Below are 22,292 nucleotides of genomic sequence, written 5' to 3' on the forward strand. Positions count from 1 at the left end.
TAGTCTTGTGATGGCTAGAGATTCGAATTTTAGATATAAATTACGTAATATTGCATACAAGTAAAATATCGCAAAAAGCATGAGATTCATTGTATCCACTTCAGTCTTATTAAAACAACTTCAAGCCATCAGTGGCGCTTCGAGTAGTAGCACTGTTCTTCCAATTTTGGAAAACTTCTTGTTTGAAATCAAAGACAATATGCTGACTATATCAGCTACAGATTTACAAACAAGTATGGTTACTTCTTTGCCAATAGAAGCAAAAGAAGAAGGTCGAGTAGCGATGCCATCCAAAATTTTGATCGATACGTTAAAAACGTTACCCGATCAGCCGGTGGCTTTTTCTGTAGATACCAAAACATTAGCTATTGAGATTAGTGCAGGTGACGGTAAATACAAATTGAGTGGCGAAAATGCGGATGATTTTCCAAAAATTCCTGTTGTAGATAATGTTTCTACAGTAAAATTGGCTTCTTCTATTTTGTCTGAAGCGATTAATAAAACAATTTTTGCGGTAAGTAATGATGAATTACGTCCTGCGATGTCAGGTGTGTTGGTTCAATTGAATGAACAAAATATCACATTTGTATCGACGGATGCGCATAGATTAGTTAGATATCGTCGTACAGATGTAGGTGCAGAGAAATCAACATCAATTATTCTTCCAAAGAAAGCGTTGACTTTACTGAAATCTTCTTTGCCTTCGGATGATACTTCGGTTTCTATTGAATATAATAATACAAATGCATTCTTCCAATTCGGAAGCATCAATTTGATTTGTCGTCTTGTAGATGAGCGTTACCCAGATTATGAAGCGGTAATTCCTCAAGTAAATCCAAATAAATTAACTGTAGATCGTTCGTTGTTCTTAAACATTCTACGTCGTGTAGTGATTTTTGCAAACAAGACAACGCATCAAGTACGTTTGAAAATCAATGGTTCGGAATTACATATTTCGGCAGAAGATTTAGATTTCTCGAATGAGGCACACGAAAGATTGAGCTGTCAATTTGAAGGTGACGATATGGAAATCGGTTTCAACGCAAAGTTTTTAGTTGAAATGTTGAACAATTTGAACTGTGAAGAGGTGGTGTTGGAAATGAGTAGTCCTAATCGTGCAGGTCTTTTGGTGCCAGCTGTGAAAGCAGACAATGAAGAGATCTTGATGTTGGTGATGCCTGTAATGTTGAATAACTACAATTAATCTTTAGCTCGTTTTGGATTTAATATATTCTTTGATAGATTTTGTTCTTCACATTGATGATCATTTGATTCAGATTGTGAATGATTATAAATATTGGACTTACCTTATTTTGTTTCTGATCATTTTCGTGGAAACTGGGGTAGTCGTTATGCCCTTTCTGCCAGGTGACTCGTTGTTGTTTGCTGCAGGAATGTTGGCAGCTCAACCAAATGAATTGAATGTTTGGTTGTTAATTGGCTTATTGCTTATTGCGGCTATTGCGGGAGATTCGCTTAATTATTCGATTGGAAAGAACTTTGGTATGCGTATTACGAAGTTTAAGCTATTTGGTAAACAAATGGTTACCGATGCGCAAATTGAAAAAACACATTCTTTTTATGAGAAATACGGTAGCAAAACTATTGTTATCGCTCGTTTTGTTCCAATTGTACGTACGTTAGCTCCTTTTGTTGGTGGTATTGGCCGTATGAATTATGGTACATTCATTACCTATAACGTAGTGGGTGCGATTCTTTGGGTTGTTGGACTTACATTAGCGGGTTATTTTTTAGGTAATATCCCATTTATACGTGATAACTTCTCACAAGTCGTATTAGCAATTATTGTGCTGTCCGTACTGCCGATTGTGTATGAAGTCATAAAAGAGAAATTTTTTAATAAGAAGGAAGCCTAATAGCTTCCTTTTTTGTTTTATTACACTATGGAAATTATCAACAGCTTACTCGATTTTATACTTCATATTGATGTGCATTTGGTAAGTATTGTGAATGATTACCAATATTGGACATACTTAATATTGTTCTTGATCATCTTTGCTGAGACTGGTTTGGTTGTGACACCCTTTCTACCTGGCGATTCTGTGTTATTTGCGATGGGCGCATTACTAGCAAAACCAGAAACGGATTTGCATATAATGATCATGTTGCTGTTGTTAATAGCTGCGGCTATTATTGGTGATTTTGTGAATTATGAAATCGGTAAGCACTTTGGCGGTCGTGTATTCAAAGAGAATGCTAAAGTATTCAAACCATCCTATTTAGAAAAGACGCATAACTTCTATGCTAAGCATGGTAGCAAAACGATTATCTATGCACGATTTGTACCAATAGTAAGAACATTCGCTCCTTTTGTAGCTGGTATCAGTAAAATGAGTTATAGTCATTTTGGCAAATACAATATTATCGGAGGAGTTATTTGGGTTTCATTATTCCTTTTCGCTGGCTATTTCTTTGGCCAAATTCAGTTTATTCAGAAGAATTTTTCAATAGTCGTATTAGCTATAATTGGAATTTCTTTAGTGCCACCAATTGTGGAATATTTTAGAGCTAGAAACTCCAAATAAAGCCTATTCGTAAATTATTTACTTTTAGTCATAGATTTCCTACCTTTGCATATGATAAAATCAATGACTGGCTATGGTGTTGGCACGCAAGAGAATGCGAAGGTCAAATACACTGTCGAAATAAAATCACTTAATTCTAAATTTTTGGAGCTAAGTATACGTCTTCCCAAAGTCGTATCCGATAAAGAATTGACGCTTCGTGGCGAATGCAGTAAGCTTATCGAGCGTGGCAAAGTCAATGTTATGATTTCATCAGAATACACCGATCAAACAGCAAAAGCGTCCTCGATCAATGCGGAATTACTCAAGAAGTATTACAATCAATTAAAAGATATTGCTTCGGAAGTAGGTGAAGAAACAGCTTCCCTATTTAGCTTGGCTTTGAATATGCCAGAGGTAATTTCGACGAATGATGATGAAGTCGATGAAGAAGAAGGCAAAGTGTTGCTGGATGCCTTTTATAATGCTGTAGCGAAATTCAATGCATTTCGTGCAGACGAAGGCAAAGTTTTGAAAGGTGATTTAGAAAAACGTGTGCACCTAATCTTGGCTTATATGGCGGAGGTAGAATCTGTAGAAGGTGATCGTATTCCTTTGATTCGCGAACGCCTAAATCAATATATGGAAGATGCTGTAGGTAAAGAGAATATTGATAAGAATAGATTCGAACAAGAGATTGTTTTTTATATCGATAAATTGGATATCACTGAAGAAAAAGTAAGGTTAAAAAGCCATTGTAATTACTTTATCAAGGCGTTGAATTCGGAAGATTCTAATGGTAAAAAATTAGGTTTCATTTCGCAAGAGATGGGTCGTGAGATTAATACATTGGGATCCAAAGCAAATAATGCGGACATACAGCAAATCGTCGTTCGTATGAAAGAAGAATTAGAAAAAATCAAAGAACAACTACTAAACGTACTATAAGAAACATGAGCGGAAAGCTAATCATCTTTTCGGCTCCTTCTGGGGCTGGTAAAACAACTATTGTAAGACATTTGCTAAGTAAGTATAGTGACAAGTTTGAGTTCTCTATTTCAGCCAGTACGCGTGCTCCTCGTGGTGAGGAAGTAGATGGTAAAGATTATTACTTCATATCTCAAGAAGAGTTTCTACACAAAGTAGCTAAGCAAGAGTTCATCGAATTTGAAGAGGTTTATGCAGGTACATATTATGGCACATTGCGTTCGGAAGTAGAACGTATTTGGGCTTTAGGCAAGCACGTAATCTTTGATATCGATGTGGTTGGAGGTTTGCGCCTTCGTTCTAAATTTCCAGAACAAGCCCTGGCTATTTTTGTAAATCCACCCTCTTTGGAAGTTTTGAAAGAGCGTTTAGCGGGTAGAGGTACGGATTCGGAAGAGAAGCTGCAAGAACGCTATGCGAAGGCTGAACATGAATTAAGCTTCGCTTATAAATTTGATGTTATATTAAACAATTTTGAGCTAGAAGAAGCTAAAGCTGAGGCTGAAAAATTGGTGTTAGATTTTCTATTAAAATAATGGCAAATAAGAAAATTGGTTTATTTTTTGGCTCGTTTAATCCTATTCATATAGGGCACTTAATCATTGCCAATTATATGGCTAATTTTACCGAACTCGATGAAGTTTGGTTTGTAGTATCCCCTCAAAATCCTTTCAAAGAGAAGAAGTCTTTGGGAAATATGTACGATAGGCTCGAGATGGTCAATTTGGCTATTGAAGGTTTAGAAAAACTACGTGCAAGCAATATTGAGTTCAACTTACCCCAACCATCTTACACTATCGATACGCTGGTTTATTTGCAAGAGAAATATCCGAATAAGGATTTTGTCTTGATAATGGGAGAAGATAATCTAGCAGGTTTGCTAAAATGGAAAAATGCAGATATTATACTTCGTGATTACCGCATCATCGTGTATCCTAGACCTGGATATGATGGTGGAGACTTAAAAAATCATCCTTCGGTGACATTGACAGATACACCTGTGATGGAATTATCTTCCACATTCGTTCGCAAAGCGATTAAAGAAAATAAAAATATTAAGTTTTTAACACCAGATAAGGTGGTAGAATTTATCGACAAAAAGGGATTATATTTATAAAACAAAAGACTTAGCTTCGGCTAAGTCTTTTGTTTATCTGCCCATCCAGCCACCATCGACGGTCAGAATCGTGCCGTGTACATAGTCTGAAGCTTTGGAAGCTAAGAATACAGCTGGCCCTTTGAAGTCCTCGGGTTCTCCCCATCGACCTGCCGGAATACGACCTAAAATCGACGCTGAGCGTTCAGGGTCATCACGTAAAGCTTCTGTATTATCTGTTGCAATATAACCTGGTGCAATGGCATTGACATTAACACCTTTGGATGCCCATTCGTTGGCAAATGCTTTGGTCAATGAACCAATAGCGCCTTTAGACGCTGCGTAACCAGGAACTGTGATACCGCCTTGGAATGTTAACAATGAAGCTGTAAAAACAATTTTTCCATTTCCACGTGAAATCATGTCTCTTCCAATTTCGCGCGTCAAAATGAATTGTGCATTTTGATTGATTTCTATGATTTCATCCCAATATTCGTCTGGATGTTCAGCCGCAGGTTTGCGTAAAATATTTCCAGCGTTGTTGAATAATATGTCAATCACAGGATGATGTTTTTTTACTTGTGCTATAAAGGCGTATAAAGAATCTCTTTTTGAAAAATCACATTGATACGCATAGAATTTGCGACCTAAACCTTCAATGGATTTCTGTACAACAGAACCCTCAAGTTCTAAGGTTGCCGAAACACCAATAATATCTGCGCCAGCTTCCGCTAAAGCTTCTGCTAAAGCTTTTCCGATTCCTCTTTTGCATCCAGTCACGATCGCGACTTTTCCGCTAAGGTCAAAAGAATTTATAATAGACATGATTATTTCAATTTTACTTTTAAGGGTTTACGAATTTGTTCAGCATAATCTTCCACCGCATCTTCCCATTGATCAAAAGAAGTAATTTTTCCGGCTTTATCCCAAGCAGCACCATTGTAATAAACAAAAGGTTTGTTATTGGTAATTTCTGTTTTCACTAAAAATTGCTTTTCATGCGAATCGATATATTGTGCTTTTTGATTGGTAAGAATTAAAGCCGTTCCGGTACGACCTGCATTATTAATGTTAGGTTCCCAGTACACCAAAGTTTTATCTTCTTTATCAAATTCTACCTCTGGCTTGCTTTCATTTCTTTTTGCTAAACCGACTACAACTGGAGTTTTGTTTGCTTGTTTGTTATTGAAATCGATGACAATTTTATTAAAATTCTGCCCCGCATCAATGCTTATTGTTTTGCTAAAAGAAATTTCTTGACCTTCGATAGTTTGCGGTTCAAAGCCAAGCTTAAATGTTGTGCGTAATGGACCGTTATCCAATATTTGGTGCGTTCTATAATGCTTCGTAAACTGAATCGTATTGTTGTGGTATAATGCAATGTCTCCCGCACCTAAAGTCTGCCCTACAGAATAATAATCTAATCCCTCACCGTGGTCTTTGTGGTAATCATCTCCTTTATACCATCTGTTGATCACTAAATTTTCAGTGCGCTTTGCCCAATAATCCATTCCTTGTGCATCTTCTGAAGTACCTTCCAGTGCTTTGCCGTACATGCGAAAAGCCACGACATCATTTTCCCAAGCGTAATCATCTTTTCGTTCAGGAACATAGCGCGCATAAGTTTTAGATGCAAATGCTGGCGCTTTATCTTTTGAGACAATCAGATCAAGCTTTCCTTCGGAAGAAATAGGGATTTGAATAAGCACATTCTGCGCTTTATTTGTTCCCAATTTCTCCAATTGATGCAAATAGATCTTTCCGGATGATTTGTCCTTAACAGTGAATACCGTATCTACGCCAAAATGTTTACTGAATTTGGAGAATGGAATACTTATCAATTCTACTCTGTTTTCATCCGAAGGATTAGATATGACAATCTTCTTTTGGGCAACAGCAGAACCGACAAGTGCAGTCGAAAATGCGATATAACAAATTAACTTTTTCATTATTTCAAGTCTGTAATTGCAGATTTGTCCATGTCGTCGTAATCCATATTTTCGCCAGCCATACCCCAAATAAAGGTATAATTACTTGTACCAGCACCTGAGTGAATAGACCATGGTGGCGAGATTACTGCTTGCTCGTTATGCATCCAAATGTGGCGTGTTTCATCCACAGGGCCCATAAAATGTGAAACAGCCTGCCCTTCTGGTACTTCAAAATAGAAATACACTTCCATGCGGCGATCATGTGTATGCGAAGGCATCGTATTCCACACAGAACCAGTTTTCAATTCTGTCATACCCATTTGCAACTGACAAGTTTGTATCACAGTATGCAACAGCATTTGGTTAATTGTACGGTGATTGGCAGTTTCTAATGTGCCTAATTCTAATTTGTTCGCTTCTGCTTTTGTTACTTTTTTTGTGGGATAATTGTGGTGCGCTGGAGTCGAGTTTAGATAAAACTTTGCGGGTGATTGTGAATTTTCGCTGCTAAAAAAAACTTCTTTAGCGCCTTTTCCTATGTAAAGGGCTTCTTTGTTTTTCAATTCATAAACTTCTCCATCTACCTCCACCTGACCACTACCGCCTACATTTATAATTCCTAATTCACGTCTAGATAAGAAATAAGGCTCTTTTAAAAGCGGTTCTATGGTTTCTAATTTTACTTTTTTATTTACAGGAAAAGCTCCTCCCGCCATATAACGGTCATAGTGGGTATACACAAAATGAATGTCATCTTCGGTAAATAATTTTTCAATTAGAAAATTATCGCGAAGTCCTTTTGTGTCCAAATTTTTATACTCATTAGGACCAATAGCATATCTAGATTCGAATGTCATACTAATTATTTTTTAATCTTGGTTATTACTTTAAAATTAGACCTTTACTTTGAAGAAAACCAATACCATTTCTAAATCCAGCATTTGCAACGATTTCGTAACAGATTTGTGACAAATAAGTGTTCGTTTGTGTTGTTCTTTTAATAAGATAATTCAAAAACACTAAAACAAACAACTATGGATAAGTTAGATTTAAAAGGAAAGTGGAATGAATGGAAAGGTAAAGTAAAGCAAGAATATGCTGAACTTACAGATGATGACTTGAAATACGAAGAAGGTAAGGACGATGAATTATTGGGTCGCCTTCAACAAAAATTAGGTAAAGCTCGTGAAGAAGTCGTAGACTGGTTAAAAGTTTTAGGTTAATTTACGAATATCAATAATAACCCCCTCCAAAATGGAGGGGGTTATTATTTACTGTGTATATCCAGGATTTTGTTTTAATAAATTATTCTTGTTTAATTCATCTCTGTGCAAAGGCCTGAAATATAAATTATTGTTCCAAGATCTATTCTCTTGTGAGTTGTCAACTACAGGAGTATACGTATAATCATATACAGTAGGGTCATGACGATAAGGTGCAGTCATCGTTTTACCTGGCTTGAATTTTCCAGTTACCTTGATATATGTCACTTTACGACCAACTGTCTCTGCTGCTATTAACCACCTGCGCACATCGTGATAACGCTGCTCCTCGTAAGCCATCTCAATTCTACGTTCGTGTCTATAGATCTGTCTTAATTGATTTTGATCTGTTGTCGTAATCGCAGGCATACCCGCTCTGAATCTTATTTTATTTAACCAATCTCTAGCTACAGTAGTTTCGCCTAATTCAATACTAGCTTCTACATAATTTAATACCGCTTCTGTATACCTAAAGAAAGGCCAAGGAACTAGTTGGAAATTATTAGCGTCGACAATATTTGGATCTGGGTCTATAAACTTATGGTAATAATATCCTGTCCAGCTACCATTCCAACTTTCAATACTACCTCCTCTTGTATCAATACCGGGAATGGTTTTCACTGTACCTCCTTCAAGAATGTCATAAGTTCCAGTTTGGATTTGATTAGCAGGGTCAATATTTCCAGAAACTTTATCTCTTGGTTTCCATCCAGCTCCATCGTATAAAATGGTTGCATATAAACGCGGATCTCTATTTTGATAAGGATTTGCTTTGTGCGTAGCATTATCCCAGCTAAATGGTGTACCGTCTATCATTTCATAATCATCCACCAATAAACCTATAGGCGTATTTCCTGCCCAATTTTTATAACCATTAGGTCCGTTATGAAGGCCATGGGTATAATTTGCATCAGCAATAAAGTATTTCGCGTATATTAATTCCGAAGCAGCAGCTGGGTCTATGCCAGGAGCTTTACTTCCGCCCGCCATTGCTATACTTTTGTAATTATTCTGTCCTTCTGTTGGGCTTACAGGAGCAATTAAATCCAATTTATAACCTAAAGATGCATCCATTACAGCCTTAGCAGCGGTTTGAGCCGCTCTATAACGCTCTTGTTGATTACCAGATGTATAAGCTAATATTGGCATCATGTCATCACCAATTGTACTTACTTTTGCTTTTAATTTAGTTGAAACATGTTGATCACTAGCTGCGTATAATAATACTCGAGACTTCAAGGCTAGAGCCGCTAATGCCGTAGCACGACCTTTATCCATACTTTTTCCGTTCAAGAATCGATATGCTTCTTCACAGTCTTTAATAATAAAATTCACACATTCTTCATATGTATTTCTTGCCAAATTCATATCGTCTGTAATGGTATACACTTTATCAACTAGTGGCACACCGCCATAATAGCGTAATAGTTGCTGATAGTAATATGCTCTCAAAAAGTGTACTTGACCAAGCATTTTTTCTTTTAAATCTTGATCTGTGATTTTGTTATCTGCACTGTTTAGTTGTTGAATAGCTACATTACAAAATCTGATGTATATATACATTCTTCCCCATGCCCAAGTGCCGTGTACCCATCCAAGTGAAGTAGGATTCGAGGCTCCACTATTAACTATATCAATTCCTCGCCCTGGATGTGTAAACATTGCTTCATCGGAGACTGAAGCTAACATTTGTTCGCTAAACCCTCCTTGTTCAAATCCATTATAAATATCATTTATATAGGCTTGAGCAGTGAGTGCATCATTCCATACTATATCCGCCACCAATTGGTTTGGTGGAGTTACATTCATAAAATCAGTATTGCACGATTGCAGTGCTAAAACTGTTGCTGTCGCAACAAACAGTTTTCTTGTATATATAGCTGATTTGGAGTTAATAGATGATTGTATTTTCATCAATTTTAACCTCCTAAATATTTCGCTTAAATTTGTGTTTTTCATCTTTAATAAATTTATAGGTTAACTATTAGAGGGTTGCCTTTAATCCGAAATTGATGACTTTGGCCTGAGGATAATATTGACCACTGTTATTGGTTGATTCAGGATCCCATATTTTTATTTTGTCAAATGTGAATAAGTTGATACCATTCATATATACTCTTAATCCTTTTACTCCGATTTTATTGATAATTTCCGGATTTATTGTATAGCCAAGCTCAATATTTTTTAACCTTAAATAATTGTTGTTTTTCACCCAGTATGTATTGTTTAGGGCTTTACTTCCATCTTGATAATATGCCGTATTTCTGTTACTCAAACGTGGGTATACATCACTTGGGTTATCTATACTCCAACGATTCTGATAAGACCAATCAAGGTAATTGCCTATATCACCAGATTCGGTAATTCCAATCATTTGTAAACCACCTGTAGCACCTTGCATCAAGACTGTTAAATCAAAACCTTTGTATGCAGCGTTTAGATTTAAACCTCCAGTAAAAGTAGGGGTGCTATTTTTGTCCATACGTACTAAATCATCACCATTTATTTTACCATCATTGTTGTAATCAACAAATTTCATATCTCCTGGCCTTAAATCTGCACCCCCTGTTACTGCGCTATAATCTAATGTATTTGCATTTACTGCTGCTATATCCTTAAATACACCATCATATTGATACAACAACCATGCACCAGTAACTCTTCCTGTAGCGCGTTGCCATTCTGGAGCTCCGGGGATTTCATCAAAGAATATAACTTTATTTTTAGCATATCCACCATTTAAACCGACTCCAAATGTGAAATCATTAATGTTATTTTGGTAATTTAAACTAAACTCATAACCTGCATTTTTAACTTTTCCAATATTTTCTGGGGGCAAATTTGCTGAGGGAATTCCTGTACTCTCTGGTACAGACGCTAGTCTTTGAGCAAGAATATTAGATCTTTGGTTATAAAAATAATCAAATGTAAACGTGAACTTATTATTCAGGAAAGTTGCATCAAGTCCTACGTTGGTATTATTTGCCACTTCCCAAGTGAAATTTTCGTTCGGTACGTTAGCCTCCCAAAGTGTTTTTACGACTTCATCATTGAATACTCCAGAACCTGTATTCATTAACGTAAAGAATTTAAATTCCTGTAAAGCATCATTATAATAAGCCTCAGCTCCCATTTGACCCCAAGAACCTCTGATTTTTAAGTTGTTTATAAATTGCACATTGTCACGGAAGAAGTCTTCTTTCGATAATACCCAACCAACTGATACTCCTGGAAAGAAACCAAATCTTCTATCTTCAGGAAAGATATAAGATCCATCCACACGCCACAAGAATTCAGCCAGGTATTTTTCTTGGTAATTATAATTGGCCCTTCCAAAATAACTTAGCCTAGCACGAGTGAATATATCATTAACACCAATTGTTTGTTCTTTATTTTCACCAAATGATAATTCAGGAATTAATGTTGATAAGAAATAACGCCTAAATGCATTAAAACCACTGCTTTTATCTGTTTCTCTGGTAACACCAGCCAAAAGTGAAAGAGTATGGTTATCGTTAATTACTTTATCATATGTGACCATTCCCGTAAGGTTTATGCCTAATCGGTTTGCCATTGTCTCTGATAATCGTGCATCAGTAAAGGGAGAACTTATTGATCCCGTCAGACTTGGGGTTCCATCATCCAGTAAAGTGGATTTGTCCCAACTATATAATGTCCATGGTGTACGCCAGTTTTTACCTCTTTTCCAAGATTTATCCAAAGCAGCCGATCCTGTTACTTTCAAACCTTCTACACCAGGAATTTTGAAATCAATTTTACCCGTTGTTTGTAAATAATCATCAATAGTTTTATTGAAACCCGTTAGGTCTGTCGTGGAAACTACTGGGTTATATCCATACTCAATTGCTGGACCAGGTTCGCCATTTGGCCAAAAAGCAGGCTCATTAGGTCGACCACGCATTAAAAATCTAAAAATATCACCTGCACCAACTGTAGGAAAGTTACGATCTTCTTCTCTTCCGAGTATGTTAATTGTCGCCGTAAGGTAATCATTGATTTTACTCTCAATATTTAACCTTAAATCATATTGGTTATAATATGTGGCGGACTTTTTATAGAACGCATCTTGATTTGTATAACCTAAAGACGCTAAATATGTGGTATTCTCCCCGCCACCATTGATTTGAATATTATGTCTTTGTTGTGGAGACCAGTTTTTCATTACTTCATCAAACCAGTCTGTATTCGGATACCTATATGGATCAGAGCCGTCCTTAAATTTTTCAATTTCATCCGGGGTGAATGCAGCATTAATAGTCCCATCTTTATCAGTTCTGATATATGAACCTGTTGTTTTTAAGCCATTCCACGCAGCATCCCAATATTGCGGATCAAGGTCTGTACCAAAAACTCTAAGTTCATTTAATATTTCAGCATACTCTGGTGATCCTGCCATTTTTGGGGTTCTTGTTGGACGCTGAAGACCATAAAATGCATCATATGAAAGCTGTGGCTTACCTGATTTACCTTGTTTAGTAGTTATCAAAATTACACCATTACCGGCTCGAGAACCATAAATTGCAGCAGATGCATCTTTTAATACCGAAACACTTTCTATATCGTTAGGATTGATACGGTCAATTCCCCCCGCTCTACTTGGCACACCATCAATTACGATAAGAGGGCTAGAGTTACCACCCGCTAATGAATTGATACCACGAATTCGAATGTTTGATCCATCATATCCTGGTTCTCCACTGCTTTGCATAGCAGTTACTCCTGGAAGTCTACCTGCTAGTCCGTTAGACAAATTAACTGATGATGATTTTGCTAGTTCATCTCCTTTTACTGCAGTTACTGCTCCTGAAACAACTGATTTTTTCTGCGTTCCATAACCGACAACAATAACTTCGTCAATATTTTCACTTTCCGAGTTTAGATTAGCGTTGATAGTCAGTCGTCCATCTACATTCTCTGTTAATGGAGTCATACCTATCATAGAAAATGTTATTTGCCCATTTTTAGGCACACTTTTAAGTTCGTATTGACCGTTTATATTTGTAGTGGTAGCAATAGATGTACCGGAGATGGAGACGGTTACTCCAGCAATAGGTTGATTTGTTGTTAGATTTCTAACTACGCCCTTAACATTGATTGTTTCTTGCTGAGAAAGGGTTTTTAAAGATTCATTGGAATTCGCATAGCCATTATTTGTTGCTGATAGTAAGCAACACATGACAGCGCCAGAAATCCATACAAACCTTTTAAATCCTTCAGGTGGATTTAAATAAGTCATCATAAAGTAATTAAAAGTTTAAATTAAATTGATTATCAAGATTGATTATTATCAATCTTATTGTTTAGATTTTTTGATTTCAATAGATAAATATAGAAAATTAAATTTTAATTTTCGTTATACGATGTAATAATTAATATAAAAATTAAATGTTTTCTTCGGTTTCATAGGTTTTTTAGTTGTTAGATTTAACTGTCTTCCACATATTGGAAACGAAATAGTTAATGTTTTGTTTGAAAATAAATCGTGTTTTTTGTTATATTCCTGTAGGAAAGGGGGTTAAATTTAATTTAATCAATTGATGATTAGTATTAGGCTAAAACTATTAAGCGTATTATTAATAAAACATAAGAATAGATAGGGTAAATTTTATAAAATTTAATGTCAAATTCGTTTGTAACAAATTTTTAATGGATTACAATAATGATCTCGTATTTAATAGCAAGGTTAATAATGTTGAGAACTATTGATTAAAGGACTATGATATTACATATCAAACTATTACTCTTAGGTTAAAAGTAATATGAGCATTATCTTTTATATTTTTTAAAAAGTATTAAATTGATCAATTATATTATTCCAGAAATAACAAATTATATTTATTCCCTAACTTTACACTATGGCAAATGAAAAACCGACAATCTTAGTTGTCAACGATGATGGGATAACAGCACCAGGAATAAAGGTGTTGCTAGAAGAAATGCAAAAGTTGGGCAATGTGGTAGTGGTAGCTCCTGATGGGCCACAATCTGGAATGGGCCACGCGATTACAATTGGAAAACCATTACGTCTAGATAAAATCGAACTGTACGACGGCATAGAAATGTACAAATGCTCGGGCACTCCTGTTGACTGTGTAAAGTTAGCAGTAGATCGCATCTTCAAAGATAAGAAACCTGACCTATGTGTATCTGGAATCAATCATGGTTTGAATTATTCAATCAATGTATTGTATTCTGGGACGATGTCTGCTGCGGTTGAAGGTGCTATTGAAGGTATTCCATCAATAGGTTTTTCACTGGATGATTTTTCTCATGCTGCTGATTTTTCGCACACGCGTTCGTATGTATCTAGTATTGCTGAGCAGGTCTTGAAAAATGGATTACCAAAAGGAACATTATTGAATGTAAACTTTCCGCATATTGAAACAGGTATACAAGGTGTCAAAATCTGTAGACAAGCGAATGGCAATTGGGTGGAAGAGTTTGAATATCGTGTAGATCCGCATCACCGTGATTATTACTGGATGACAGGTCGCTATGATTGGGTGGATCGTGGCGAAGATACGGATGTGCACGCCATAAATAATGGTTATGCCTCCATTGTGCCGACGCAATTCGACATGACGGCACATCATGCTATTCCTGAATTGAATTCTTGGTCTTTTGATGTGAAATAATGCAAAAAGATTCTTTGTTAGCAGGAGTTGTTATTGGTGCATTAGCACCACTTGTTGCCTATTTAGTTATGACCTATACGACACTACAACAATCCTTTTTTCCTGATAAACCTATCGCTTTTTATGTCCTAGCGGTGGTTATTAATTTAATTATTGTTCGCTTCGGGTATCGTGCAGGTAAGGTCTCACAATCTAAAGGAGTAGTTTTAATTACCTTCTTAGCGATGCTGTTTTTGATTGTCGCAACGAAGTTGAAAATTTAAGATTCTATTTATCCTGAGCACGGTATAGAAATTTTTAATAGGATTCATCCTATCGACGGAATGACAAAATATAAAGTATAATACGATGAAATTAAGTTTAGGTTTTTCACCTTGTCCCAATGATACGTTTATTTTCGATGCGCTGATTCATCATAAAATCGATACAGAAGGTTTGGATTTCGACGTAGAGTATCATGATGTCGAAACTTTAAACCAAAAAGCTTTTAATAAAGAGTTAGCAATTACCAAACTAAGTTATCATGCTTTTGCTTATGCAGTAAAAGATTACGAGTTGTTGGATGCTGGTTCTGCTTTGGGATTTGGCGTAGGTCCGTTATTAATAACAAAAAATCAAGAATTAGCCGAAAAGCTTTCTTCTTACGCAGGACAAAATCTTCCTGAAGAATTTCAACATCTTAAAATAGGTATTCCTGGAAAATATACAACAGCAAATTTCTTATTGGGTTTGGTTTATCCGGGTTTGCAAAATAAAGAAATTTTAGTTTTCTCAAATATTGAATCGGCTTTATTGAGCGGAGATATTGATTTGGGATTAATTATACATGAAAATCGCTTTACTTATCAAGAAAAAGGATTTTTTAAGGTAATTGATCTTGGAGATTTCTGGGAAAGGACGACAGAAAGTCCGATTCCTTTGGGCGGTATTGTCATACAAAGAAATTTACCGATAGAAATAAAAGAAAAAGTAAATCGCTTAATCCGTCAAAGTGTAGAATATGCATTTGCAAATCCAAAATCAGGAATTGACTACATACGTTCTCATGCCCAAGAAATGGATGAATCGGTCATGTATAAACATATTGAATTGTATGTAAATCAATATTCTATTCATTTGGGGAATTTGGGTAGAATAGCAATAGAGTCCATGTTTAGTAAAGCGCAGGACTTAAATATTGTACCTAAAACCGAAAAAAATATATTTTTAATAGGAAATGATTAAAAATCTACTGTAACATTGAAAGTTATCATTTCGAATAATTAAATTTGCCCGACTAGTGCCAAAATGTCCTGTATAAGAGTTTGGATTCAATTTTGAGCATGTGAAAAGAGATAAAATAAAATTATGTTAAAATTCTTAAGTAAATTATTTGGTAGCAAGTCAGAACGTGATATCAAATCTATACAACCGATAGTTGAAAAGATTAAGGGGGAATATAGCAAGCTAACCAATTTGTCACATGACGAGCTTCGTGCTAAAACAATTGAATTCAAAAGCCGTATCAAGGAATATTTAAAAGAAATTGACGCCGAAATCGCTGAATTGAAAACTAAAGCAGATGATATTGCTGTAGATATTTCAGAAAAAACAGAGGTTTACGAGAAAATAGATAAATTAAATAAAGATCGTGATAAAAAGCTTGAGGAGGTATTAGCGGATATCTTACCTGAAGCTTTTGCTGTTGTAAAAGAGACTGCACGTCGTTTTACTGAAAATCCAGTATTGGAAGTAACAGCTACTGACTTTGATAGAGAATTAGCTGCGCGCAAGCCAAATGTAACAATCGTTGGAGAAAAATCGCAGTGGGCTAACAAATGGTTGGCTGCTGGTAACGAGGTGACATGGAATATGGTTCACTATGATGTACAGCTAATCGGTGGTATAGTATTGCATCAAGGTAAAATTGCCGAGATGATGACGGGTGAGGGTAAAACTTTAGTTGGAACACTACCTACTTATTTAAATGCATTGTCTGGTCAAGGCGTTCACATCGTAACGGTGAATGATTACTTAGCAAAGCGTGACTCCGAGTGGAATGCGCCATTGTTCGAATTCCACGGACTATCGGTAGACTGTATTGATAAACATCAGCCAAATTCTCCGCAACGTCGTAAAGCATACAAGTCAGACATTGTTTACGGTACAAACAACGAATTTGGTTTCGATTATTTGCGTGATAATATGACGCAAACGCCAGATGCGATGGTACAACGTAAATTGCACTTTGCAATGATCGATGAGGTGGATTCGGTGTTGATCGATGACGCGCGTACACCTTTGATTATCTCTGGTCCTATTCCAATGGGTGACCAACACGAGTTTTATCAATTAAAACCACGTATTGAAAGATTAGTAAATGCACAAAAAGCGTATGTAAATACAGTATTTAATGAAGCTAAAAAAGCAATTCTTTCGGGTGATACAGATCCAGAAAAAGGTGGGTTAGCTTTAATTCGTGCGTACAGAGGTTTACCTAAAAATAAAGCGTTGATTAAATTCTTAAGTGAAAATAACCACCGTCAAATTTTACAAAAAGTAGAAAACTTCTACATGGCTGAGCAAAATCGTCAAATGCCAAAAGCGGACAAAGAGCTTTTCTTTGTTATTGACGAGAAAAACAACCAAGTGGAATTGACAGAAAAAGGTATTGAACTTATCACTGCACAAGGCGAAGATCCAAGCTTCTTCATTTTACCAGATGTAGGTAGTGAAATTGCTGAGATTGAAAATTCGGATGCACCATTAGAAGAAAAAGCAGCTCGCAAGGATGAGTTGTTGCGCGATTACTCAGTGAAAGCGGAACGTATTCACTCGATCAATCAATTATTGAAAGCGTATACGCTATTCGAAATTGATGATCAATATATCGTTGACGAGGGCAAGGTTAAGATTGTAGATGAGCAGACGGGTCGTATTATGGACGGTCGTCGTTATTCGGATGGTCTTCACCAAGCTATTGAGGCGAAAGAAAATGTAAAAGTAGAAGACGCTACACAAACATATGCTACTGTTACGTTGCAAAACTACTTCCGTATGTACCACAAGTTAGCAGGTATGACGGGTACAGCATCTACAGAGGCTGGTGAGCTTTGGGAAATTTACAAGCTAGACGTAGTGGATATCCCTACAAATAGAGGTATTTCTCGCGAAGACAAGCAAGATTATATTTACCGTACAGCACGTGAGAAATATAATGCAGTAGCTCAAGAGATTCAAACATTGACTGAAGCTGGTCGTCCGGTGTTAGTTGGTACGACTTCGGTTGAGATTTCGGAGTTATTGAGCCGTATGTTGAAATTACGTGGTATCAAACACAACGTGTTGAACGCGAAATTACACCAACGTGAGGCAGAGATTGTTGCTGAAGCTGGTCAACCAGGTCAAGTGACTATTGCGACTAACATGGCTGGTCGTGGTACGGATATTAAATTGACAGAGGAAGTAATCAAAGCTGGTGGTTTAGCGATCATCGGTACTGAGCGTCACGAATCTCGCCGTGTTGACCGTCAGTTACGTGGTCGTGCAGGTCGTCAAGGTGATCCAGGGTCGTCTCAATTCTTCGTTTCGTTAGAAGATCCATTGATGCGTTTATTTGCATCAGAGCGTATTTCCAACATCATGGTGAAGATGGGTGTAGAAGATGGCGAAGTGATGCAACATAGTATGTTGACAAAATCTATAGAACGTGCGCAACGTAAAGTCGAAGAAAATAACTTTGGTATTCGTAAGCGTTTGTTAGAATATGATGATGTGATGAACTCGCAACGTAATGTGATCTATACAAAACGTAAGAATGCTTTATTTGGTGAGCGTCTGGATGTAGATTTGAACAATACTATTTACGATGTAGTTGAAGATATTGTAATCGCATCGAAAGAAGATGGTTCATTTGATGAATTCCAAATTGAAGTAATTCGCATTTTCTCTGTGGACCCAGCGATCACAGCAGAAGAATTTACGTCTTCAAGTGCTGATGCATTGACGGAGAAACTGTTCACGCAGATATTTACACATTATCAAAATAAAGCTAAAAACGTAGCAGCGCAAACATTACCAGTGTTGAAAAATGTTTTAGCTGATCGTGGTGAAATGGTAGAAAATATCGTCGTTCCTTTTTCAGATGGAATTCGTGGTATTCAAGTTTCTACAAACTTGAAAAAAGCGGTAGAATCCGAAGGAGCAGATGTTTTTAGATCTTTTGAAAAAGGCATAGTTCTTGCTTTAATTGATGAAGCTTGGAAAGAGCATTTACGCGAAATGGATGACTTAAAACAGTCAGTTCAGAATGCTGTTTATGAGCAAAAAGACCCAATCATTATTTATAAAATGGAAGCTTTCAACTTGTTTAAAACGATGTTGGCTTCTATGAATAAGGATATTGTGAGTTTCTTGTTCAAAGCGGATATACCAGGTCAGCAACAACCTCAAAATATTGAAGAGGCTAAGCCAATCCCTGCACAACCGTTAAATTTGAAAGAAATTAAAGAAGATTTGGATTCTCCGACAGGAGTTTCTGAAGAAGATATAGCAGTAACACAACCTATCCGCAAAGAGCAAACTGTCGGCAGAAATGACGAATGTCCTTGTGGTTCAGGATTGAAATATAAGAATTGTCACGGTAAATAAGTCGGGACAATTTTAAGATAAAAGAGTAAAAAACAGAGATGTTGTACAAAAAGGGATTGATTTTATTAGGTGCTGTTTGCTTGTTTTTTATACAGGCTAAAGGACAAGATAATAATGGGTTGGAGATTCAAAAGGATTCACTCATTACCTTGTTGCAGAATTTTAGAGCAGCTCATGAAATCAATCCTACAACACCTCGTCTTATTAGCTTAGGAACAAAAGTTGTTGATAAGGCAAAAGCTACGCGAGTGAAGCGAAAAGGCTTTAGGGTGCAGATTTATGCTGGATCTAATCGTAGCGAAGCATATGCTATTCAGGCTCGATTCAAAAATCAATATGCTGATATGGATACTTATATTTCGTATTCAGAACCTAATTATAGGGTCAAAGTAGGTGATTTTAGAAGTAGAGCGCAAGCAAACGAATTTATGAATACTATCCGTTCCCAATACAGAAGTGTCTTTGTTTTCCAAGAAGATATTTGGGTCTGGGAATAATCAACTTACATTATGGCCAATATTAAGAGTAAGATTCAACAGTTGGCAAAGGAATTCTTTTCTGAGACGGTAGAAATTCGTCGCCACCTTCATCGTAATCCTGAACTTTCTTTCGAAGAACACAATACTTCCGCATTTGTAAAAGCATCATTAGGTAAATTAGGAATACCCTATCAATCTATGGCAAATACGGGTGTAGTCGGCTTGATTACAGGTGATTTGCCCTCAGACAAAGTAATTGCTTTGCGCGCAGACATGGATGCTTTGCCTATTACAGAGGTAGAAGGACGCTCATATGGTTCTCAAAATGTAGGCGTAATGCATGCTTGCGGACATGATGTGCACACATCGTCGTTGCTGGGGGTTGCCAAAATATTGAACGAGTTGAGATCCCAATTCGGCGGTCAAATAAAATTAATATTTCAGCCGGGAGAAGAAAGATTGCCAGGCGGTGCTTCGATAATGATTAAGGAAGGTGTTTTGGAGAATCCTACGCCTCAGGCTGTTTTCGGGCAGCATGTCATGCCCTTTATAGAAGTTGGTAAAGTTGGATTTCGCTCAGGTCAATACATGGCTTCGTGTGACGAATTGTTTATGACAGTGCGTGGCAAGGGTGGTCACGGTGCGCAGCCGCATCAAAATATAGACCCAATTGCGATTACAGCGCAGATAATATCAGCATTACAACAAGTGGTAAGCCGCTTTGCAGACCCTCGTATTCCTACGGTTCTATCGTGGGGAAAAATCATTGGCAATGGTGCAACGAATATCATTCCAGATGAAGTGTATTTGGAAGGAACTTTCCGTACATTCAATGAAGAATGGCGGGCTCAGGCACACGAGAAGATGGTAAAAATTGCTGTCGGAATAGCTGAAAGTATGGATGCTACCTGTGATTTTGAAGTGAGAAAGGGCTATCCTTATCTGGTAAATGAGCCAGCGACAACAGCCTTAGCGCGTAAAGCTGCGGTAGAATATTTGGGAGAGGAGAATGTAGTTGAATTGGATTTATGGCCTGCGGCAGAAGATTTTTCATACTATTCCCAAGTTGCGAATGCATGTTTCTATCGTCTAGGGACAGGAAATCAATCAAAAGGTATCCAATCTGCGGTTCATACGCCGACATTTGATATTGATGAAGATGCTTTAGAATTAAGTATCGGTTTAATGTCTTATATCGCTATTTCAAAACTTACAAAATAAAGTTTCATGTCATCGCACCATATTGTTCGTGAAAATCAGGAACCTGCTTTATTGGTAGAAAATTTTCATGCCTTGTCGGAGGAATATTTGGGGCAAATTTTGGAATGGTCGCCGACAATTATCACAACGGAGGATAACATAGATTTCTTTTTGGCTGAAGATACAAAGGTTGACTTTCTATATGCACATGCTATCGATTCTTCGCAAGAAGAAATAAAGCTGATTACCCCAAAGACAACTTTCTTAAGAGACAGCTTGGATTATTTGATTGCCAATAATTACAAAGCCGTTAATATTTTTTCTATGTCCTTAGAGGCTTCTTTCTTAGAATATGCACATCACATAAATATTGTTGCTTTCGTGGAAGGGATTCGCTATGTCTTGATCCAATCTCACTATGAGAAATGGAAAGTAAAAGGGCAAAAAATGTATATCAACGTCTCTGAAATCAAATCATTTAATGGGTTGAAGTTTTTGCAAGATAATGTTTTTGCAGTGGAGCACGATGGTTTTGTTGTGTTAGAAATGAATACCGATAATTTTGTTTTTGTTGGAGAAGAAATATAACATGTTTAGTATTCGTCGGGCAAATTTAGCGGAAGCAGAAATCATTCATCGATTAGCTCATCAGATTTATTACCCAACTTATACAGGTATATTATCTGATGATCAAATGAAATTTATGTTGGAAAGAAGTTACTCGGTTCAGGCTCTTCAGGAGAGCATGCAAACCGATCAAGACTTTTATCTAGCTTTTGATAAAGAAAAACCTATTGGGTTTATAGCTTTGAAGGATAGGGTTGAGGATATATTACGCATAGAAAAGCTGTATTTATTACCGCAAACTCAAGGTAAAGGGTTTGGTAAAGAATTAATTTCTTTTGCAATAGCAGAAGCTAAATCAAAAAACATAAATAGAGTACAATTAAACGTTAACCGTGGAAATAAGGCTTATTATTTCTATTTAAAGATGGGCTTTACCGTTGTCCATGAAATCGATATCCCCTATTTTGATTATATATTGGACGATTACGTTATGGAAATACGTCTATAATATTGTTACAAAAATTTTGAAGTTTTAAATATAATCTCTACATTAGATTATTAACCAAATTATAAACAATAACATAAAACTTTTTTTAAAAGGTATTTCTACTGATTGTAAACATAAAATAAAACGCTTAAATCAATAAGTGTCATTTTAACAATTATTTAGTTCTATGCAGCTGTCTTGGTTGAATTATGCCTAGGAATTTTTGTTTAACACAATAAGTGTCAATTTAACACTAATTATAGTTGCTCGAGATTAGATATTCGTATCGCCTGTGTAGAATACTAAATAGTACAATACAAATTAGGTATTACTAATCAGTATTAAAATAGCGAGAAAAGTTTTTGAAAAGATTAATTATGAACTACAGCTAAAAGACTTTCTTGAGCAGGGAAACAAGGTTTTCTACTCATTCCTTTCTTTATCATTTTAATTACCAATTATAAAAACATTTC

The 22,292-nt window shown here is 36.4% G+C and carries 20 protein-coding genes; 15 read left to right on the top strand and 5 right to left on the bottom strand.

Going from position 1 to position 22,292, the window contains the following annotated elements:
- Window positions 1-79: 79 nt before the first annotated feature.
- From dnaN to nadD, 6 genes are read left to right on the top strand one after another with little or no spacing between them, the layout of a single operon-like run.
- The gene (dnaN, locus tag GOQ16_RS05910; RefSeq protein ID WP_160068453.1) at window positions 80-1,204 is read left to right on the top strand and encodes a DNA polymerase III subunit beta; all 1,125 of its coding nucleotides are present in this window, start codon (window positions 80-82) and stop codon (window positions 1,202-1,204) included.
- A gap of 13 nt (window positions 1,205-1,217) precedes the next feature.
- Window positions 1,218-1,877 carry a DedA family protein gene (locus GOQ16_RS05915; protein WP_149913374.1) on the top strand — a complete coding sequence of 220 codons (660 nt, stop codon included), beginning with the start codon at window positions 1,218-1,220 and terminating at the stop codon, window positions 1,875-1,877.
- 27 nt (window positions 1,878-1,904) lie between these two features.
- Window positions 1,905-2,546 (top strand): DedA family protein, encoded by a 642-nt coding sequence (locus tag GOQ16_RS05920; RefSeq protein WP_160068454.1) that lies wholly within the window; start codon window positions 1,905-1,907, stop codon window positions 2,544-2,546.
- A gap of 51 nt (window positions 2,547-2,597) precedes the next feature.
- Window positions 2,598-3,473, top strand: coding sequence for a YicC/YloC family endoribonuclease (locus tag GOQ16_RS05925; RefSeq protein WP_160068455.1), 876 nt, complete (start codon window positions 2,598-2,600; stop codon window positions 3,471-3,473).
- Window positions 3,474-3,478: 5 nt separating this feature from the next.
- Window positions 3,479-4,048: a guanylate kinase gene (gmk, locus tag GOQ16_RS05930; RefSeq protein WP_160068456.1), complete on the top strand. Its 570-nt coding sequence runs from the start codon at window positions 3,479-3,481 to the stop codon at window positions 4,046-4,048.
- Window positions 4,048-4,629 (top strand): nicotinate (nicotinamide) nucleotide adenylyltransferase, encoded by a 582-nt coding sequence (gene nadD / locus GOQ16_RS05935; RefSeq protein WP_160068457.1) that lies wholly within the window; start codon window positions 4,048-4,050, stop codon window positions 4,627-4,629. Before gmk ends, nadD begins: the two co-directional genes overlap by 1 nt.
- Window positions 4,630-4,662: 33 nt before the next feature.
- Here nadD and GOQ16_RS05940 read toward each other — a convergent pair whose 3' ends face one another.
- From GOQ16_RS05940 to kduI, 3 genes are read right to left on the bottom strand one after another with little or no spacing between them, the layout of a single operon-like run.
- Window positions 4,663-5,433 carry an SDR family oxidoreductase gene (locus GOQ16_RS05940; protein WP_160068458.1) on the bottom strand — a complete coding sequence of 257 codons (771 nt, stop codon included), beginning with the start codon at window positions 5,431-5,433 and terminating at the stop codon, window positions 4,663-4,665.
- A 2-nt stretch (window positions 5,434-5,435) separates the two neighbouring features.
- The gene (locus GOQ16_RS05945) at window positions 5,436-6,557 is read right to left on the bottom strand and encodes a BT3233 family polysaccharide utilization protein (protein WP_160068459.1); all 1,122 of its coding nucleotides are present in this window, start codon (window positions 6,555-6,557) and stop codon (window positions 5,436-5,438) included.
- Complete coding sequence (kduI, locus tag GOQ16_RS05950) at window positions 6,557-7,402, bottom strand: 5-dehydro-4-deoxy-D-glucuronate isomerase (RefSeq protein WP_160068495.1); 846 nt, start codon at window positions 7,400-7,402, stop codon at window positions 6,557-6,559. The genes GOQ16_RS05945 and kduI overlap by 1 nt, the downstream gene beginning before the upstream one ends.
- Before the next feature lie 171 nt (window positions 7,403-7,573).
- Between kduI and GOQ16_RS05955 the strand changes: the two genes are divergently transcribed.
- Window positions 7,574-7,762 carry a CsbD family protein gene (locus GOQ16_RS05955; RefSeq protein ID WP_160068460.1) on the top strand — a complete coding sequence of 63 codons (189 nt, stop codon included), beginning with the start codon at window positions 7,574-7,576 and terminating at the stop codon, window positions 7,760-7,762.
- Window positions 7,763-7,810: 48 nt separating this feature from the next.
- Here the strand turns inward: GOQ16_RS05955 and GOQ16_RS05960 are convergent, their stop codons facing one another.
- Together GOQ16_RS05960 and GOQ16_RS05965 are read right to left on the bottom strand one after the other, a co-directional pair.
- Window positions 7,811-9,715: a RagB/SusD family nutrient uptake outer membrane protein gene (locus GOQ16_RS05960; protein ID WP_160068461.1), complete on the bottom strand. Its 1,905-nt coding sequence runs from the start codon at window positions 9,713-9,715 to the stop codon at window positions 7,811-7,813.
- Window positions 9,716-9,785: 70 nt separating this feature from the next.
- Window positions 9,786-13,061 (bottom strand): SusC/RagA family TonB-linked outer membrane protein, encoded by a 3,276-nt coding sequence (locus tag GOQ16_RS05965; RefSeq protein WP_240140968.1) that lies wholly within the window; start codon window positions 13,059-13,061, stop codon window positions 9,786-9,788.
- Window positions 13,062-13,677: 616 nt separating this feature from the next.
- On the opposite strand from GOQ16_RS05965, the gene surE reads away from it, so the two are divergent.
- The 8 genes from surE to GOQ16_RS06005 all read left to right on the top strand — a co-directional run bounded on the left by surE (window position 13,678) and on the right by GOQ16_RS06005 (window position 21,840).
- A complete protein-coding gene (gene surE / locus GOQ16_RS05970) occupies window positions 13,678-14,457 on the top strand; it encodes a 5'/3'-nucleotidase SurE (RefSeq protein ID WP_160068462.1) in 780 nt (259 codons plus the stop codon).
- Window positions 14,457-14,720 (top strand): hypothetical protein, encoded by a 264-nt coding sequence (locus GOQ16_RS05975; RefSeq protein ID WP_160068463.1) that lies wholly within the window; start codon window positions 14,457-14,459, stop codon window positions 14,718-14,720. The genes surE and GOQ16_RS05975 overlap by 1 nt, the downstream gene beginning before the upstream one ends.
- 85 nt (window positions 14,721-14,805) lie before the next feature.
- Complete coding sequence (locus GOQ16_RS05980; protein ID WP_160068464.1) at window positions 14,806-15,681, top strand: menaquinone biosynthesis family protein; 876 nt, start codon at window positions 14,806-14,808, stop codon at window positions 15,679-15,681.
- Window positions 15,682-15,804: 123 nt separating this feature from the next.
- On the top strand, window positions 15,805-19,086 hold the full coding sequence (gene secA / locus GOQ16_RS05985) for a preprotein translocase subunit SecA (RefSeq protein ID WP_160068465.1): 3,282 nt from the start codon (window positions 15,805-15,807) through the stop codon (window positions 19,084-19,086).
- 38 nt (window positions 19,087-19,124) lie between these two features.
- The gene (locus GOQ16_RS05990) at window positions 19,125-19,583 is read left to right on the top strand and encodes an SPOR domain-containing protein (protein ID WP_223225206.1); all 459 of its coding nucleotides are present in this window, start codon (window positions 19,125-19,127) and stop codon (window positions 19,581-19,583) included.
- Between the two features lie 12 nt (window positions 19,584-19,595).
- Window positions 19,596-20,786, top strand: coding sequence for a M20 metallopeptidase family protein (locus tag GOQ16_RS05995; RefSeq protein ID WP_160068466.1), 1,191 nt, complete (start codon window positions 19,596-19,598; stop codon window positions 20,784-20,786).
- 6 nt (window positions 20,787-20,792) lie between these two features.
- Window positions 20,793-21,353 carry a thiamine pyrophosphokinase gene (locus tag GOQ16_RS06000; protein WP_160068467.1) on the top strand — a complete coding sequence of 187 codons (561 nt, stop codon included), beginning with the start codon at window positions 20,793-20,795 and terminating at the stop codon, window positions 21,351-21,353.
- A 1-nt stretch (window position 21,354) separates the two neighbouring features.
- On the top strand, window positions 21,355-21,840 hold the full coding sequence (locus GOQ16_RS06005; protein ID WP_160068468.1) for a GNAT family N-acetyltransferase: 486 nt from the start codon (window positions 21,355-21,357) through the stop codon (window positions 21,838-21,840).
- The last annotated feature ends 452 nt before the right edge of the window (window positions 21,841-22,292 follow it).

This window comes from Sphingobacterium bovisgrunnientis, assembly GCF_009829085.1.
Lineage (GTDB): Bacteria > Bacteroidota > Bacteroidia > Sphingobacteriales > Sphingobacteriaceae > Sphingobacterium > Sphingobacterium bovisgrunnientis.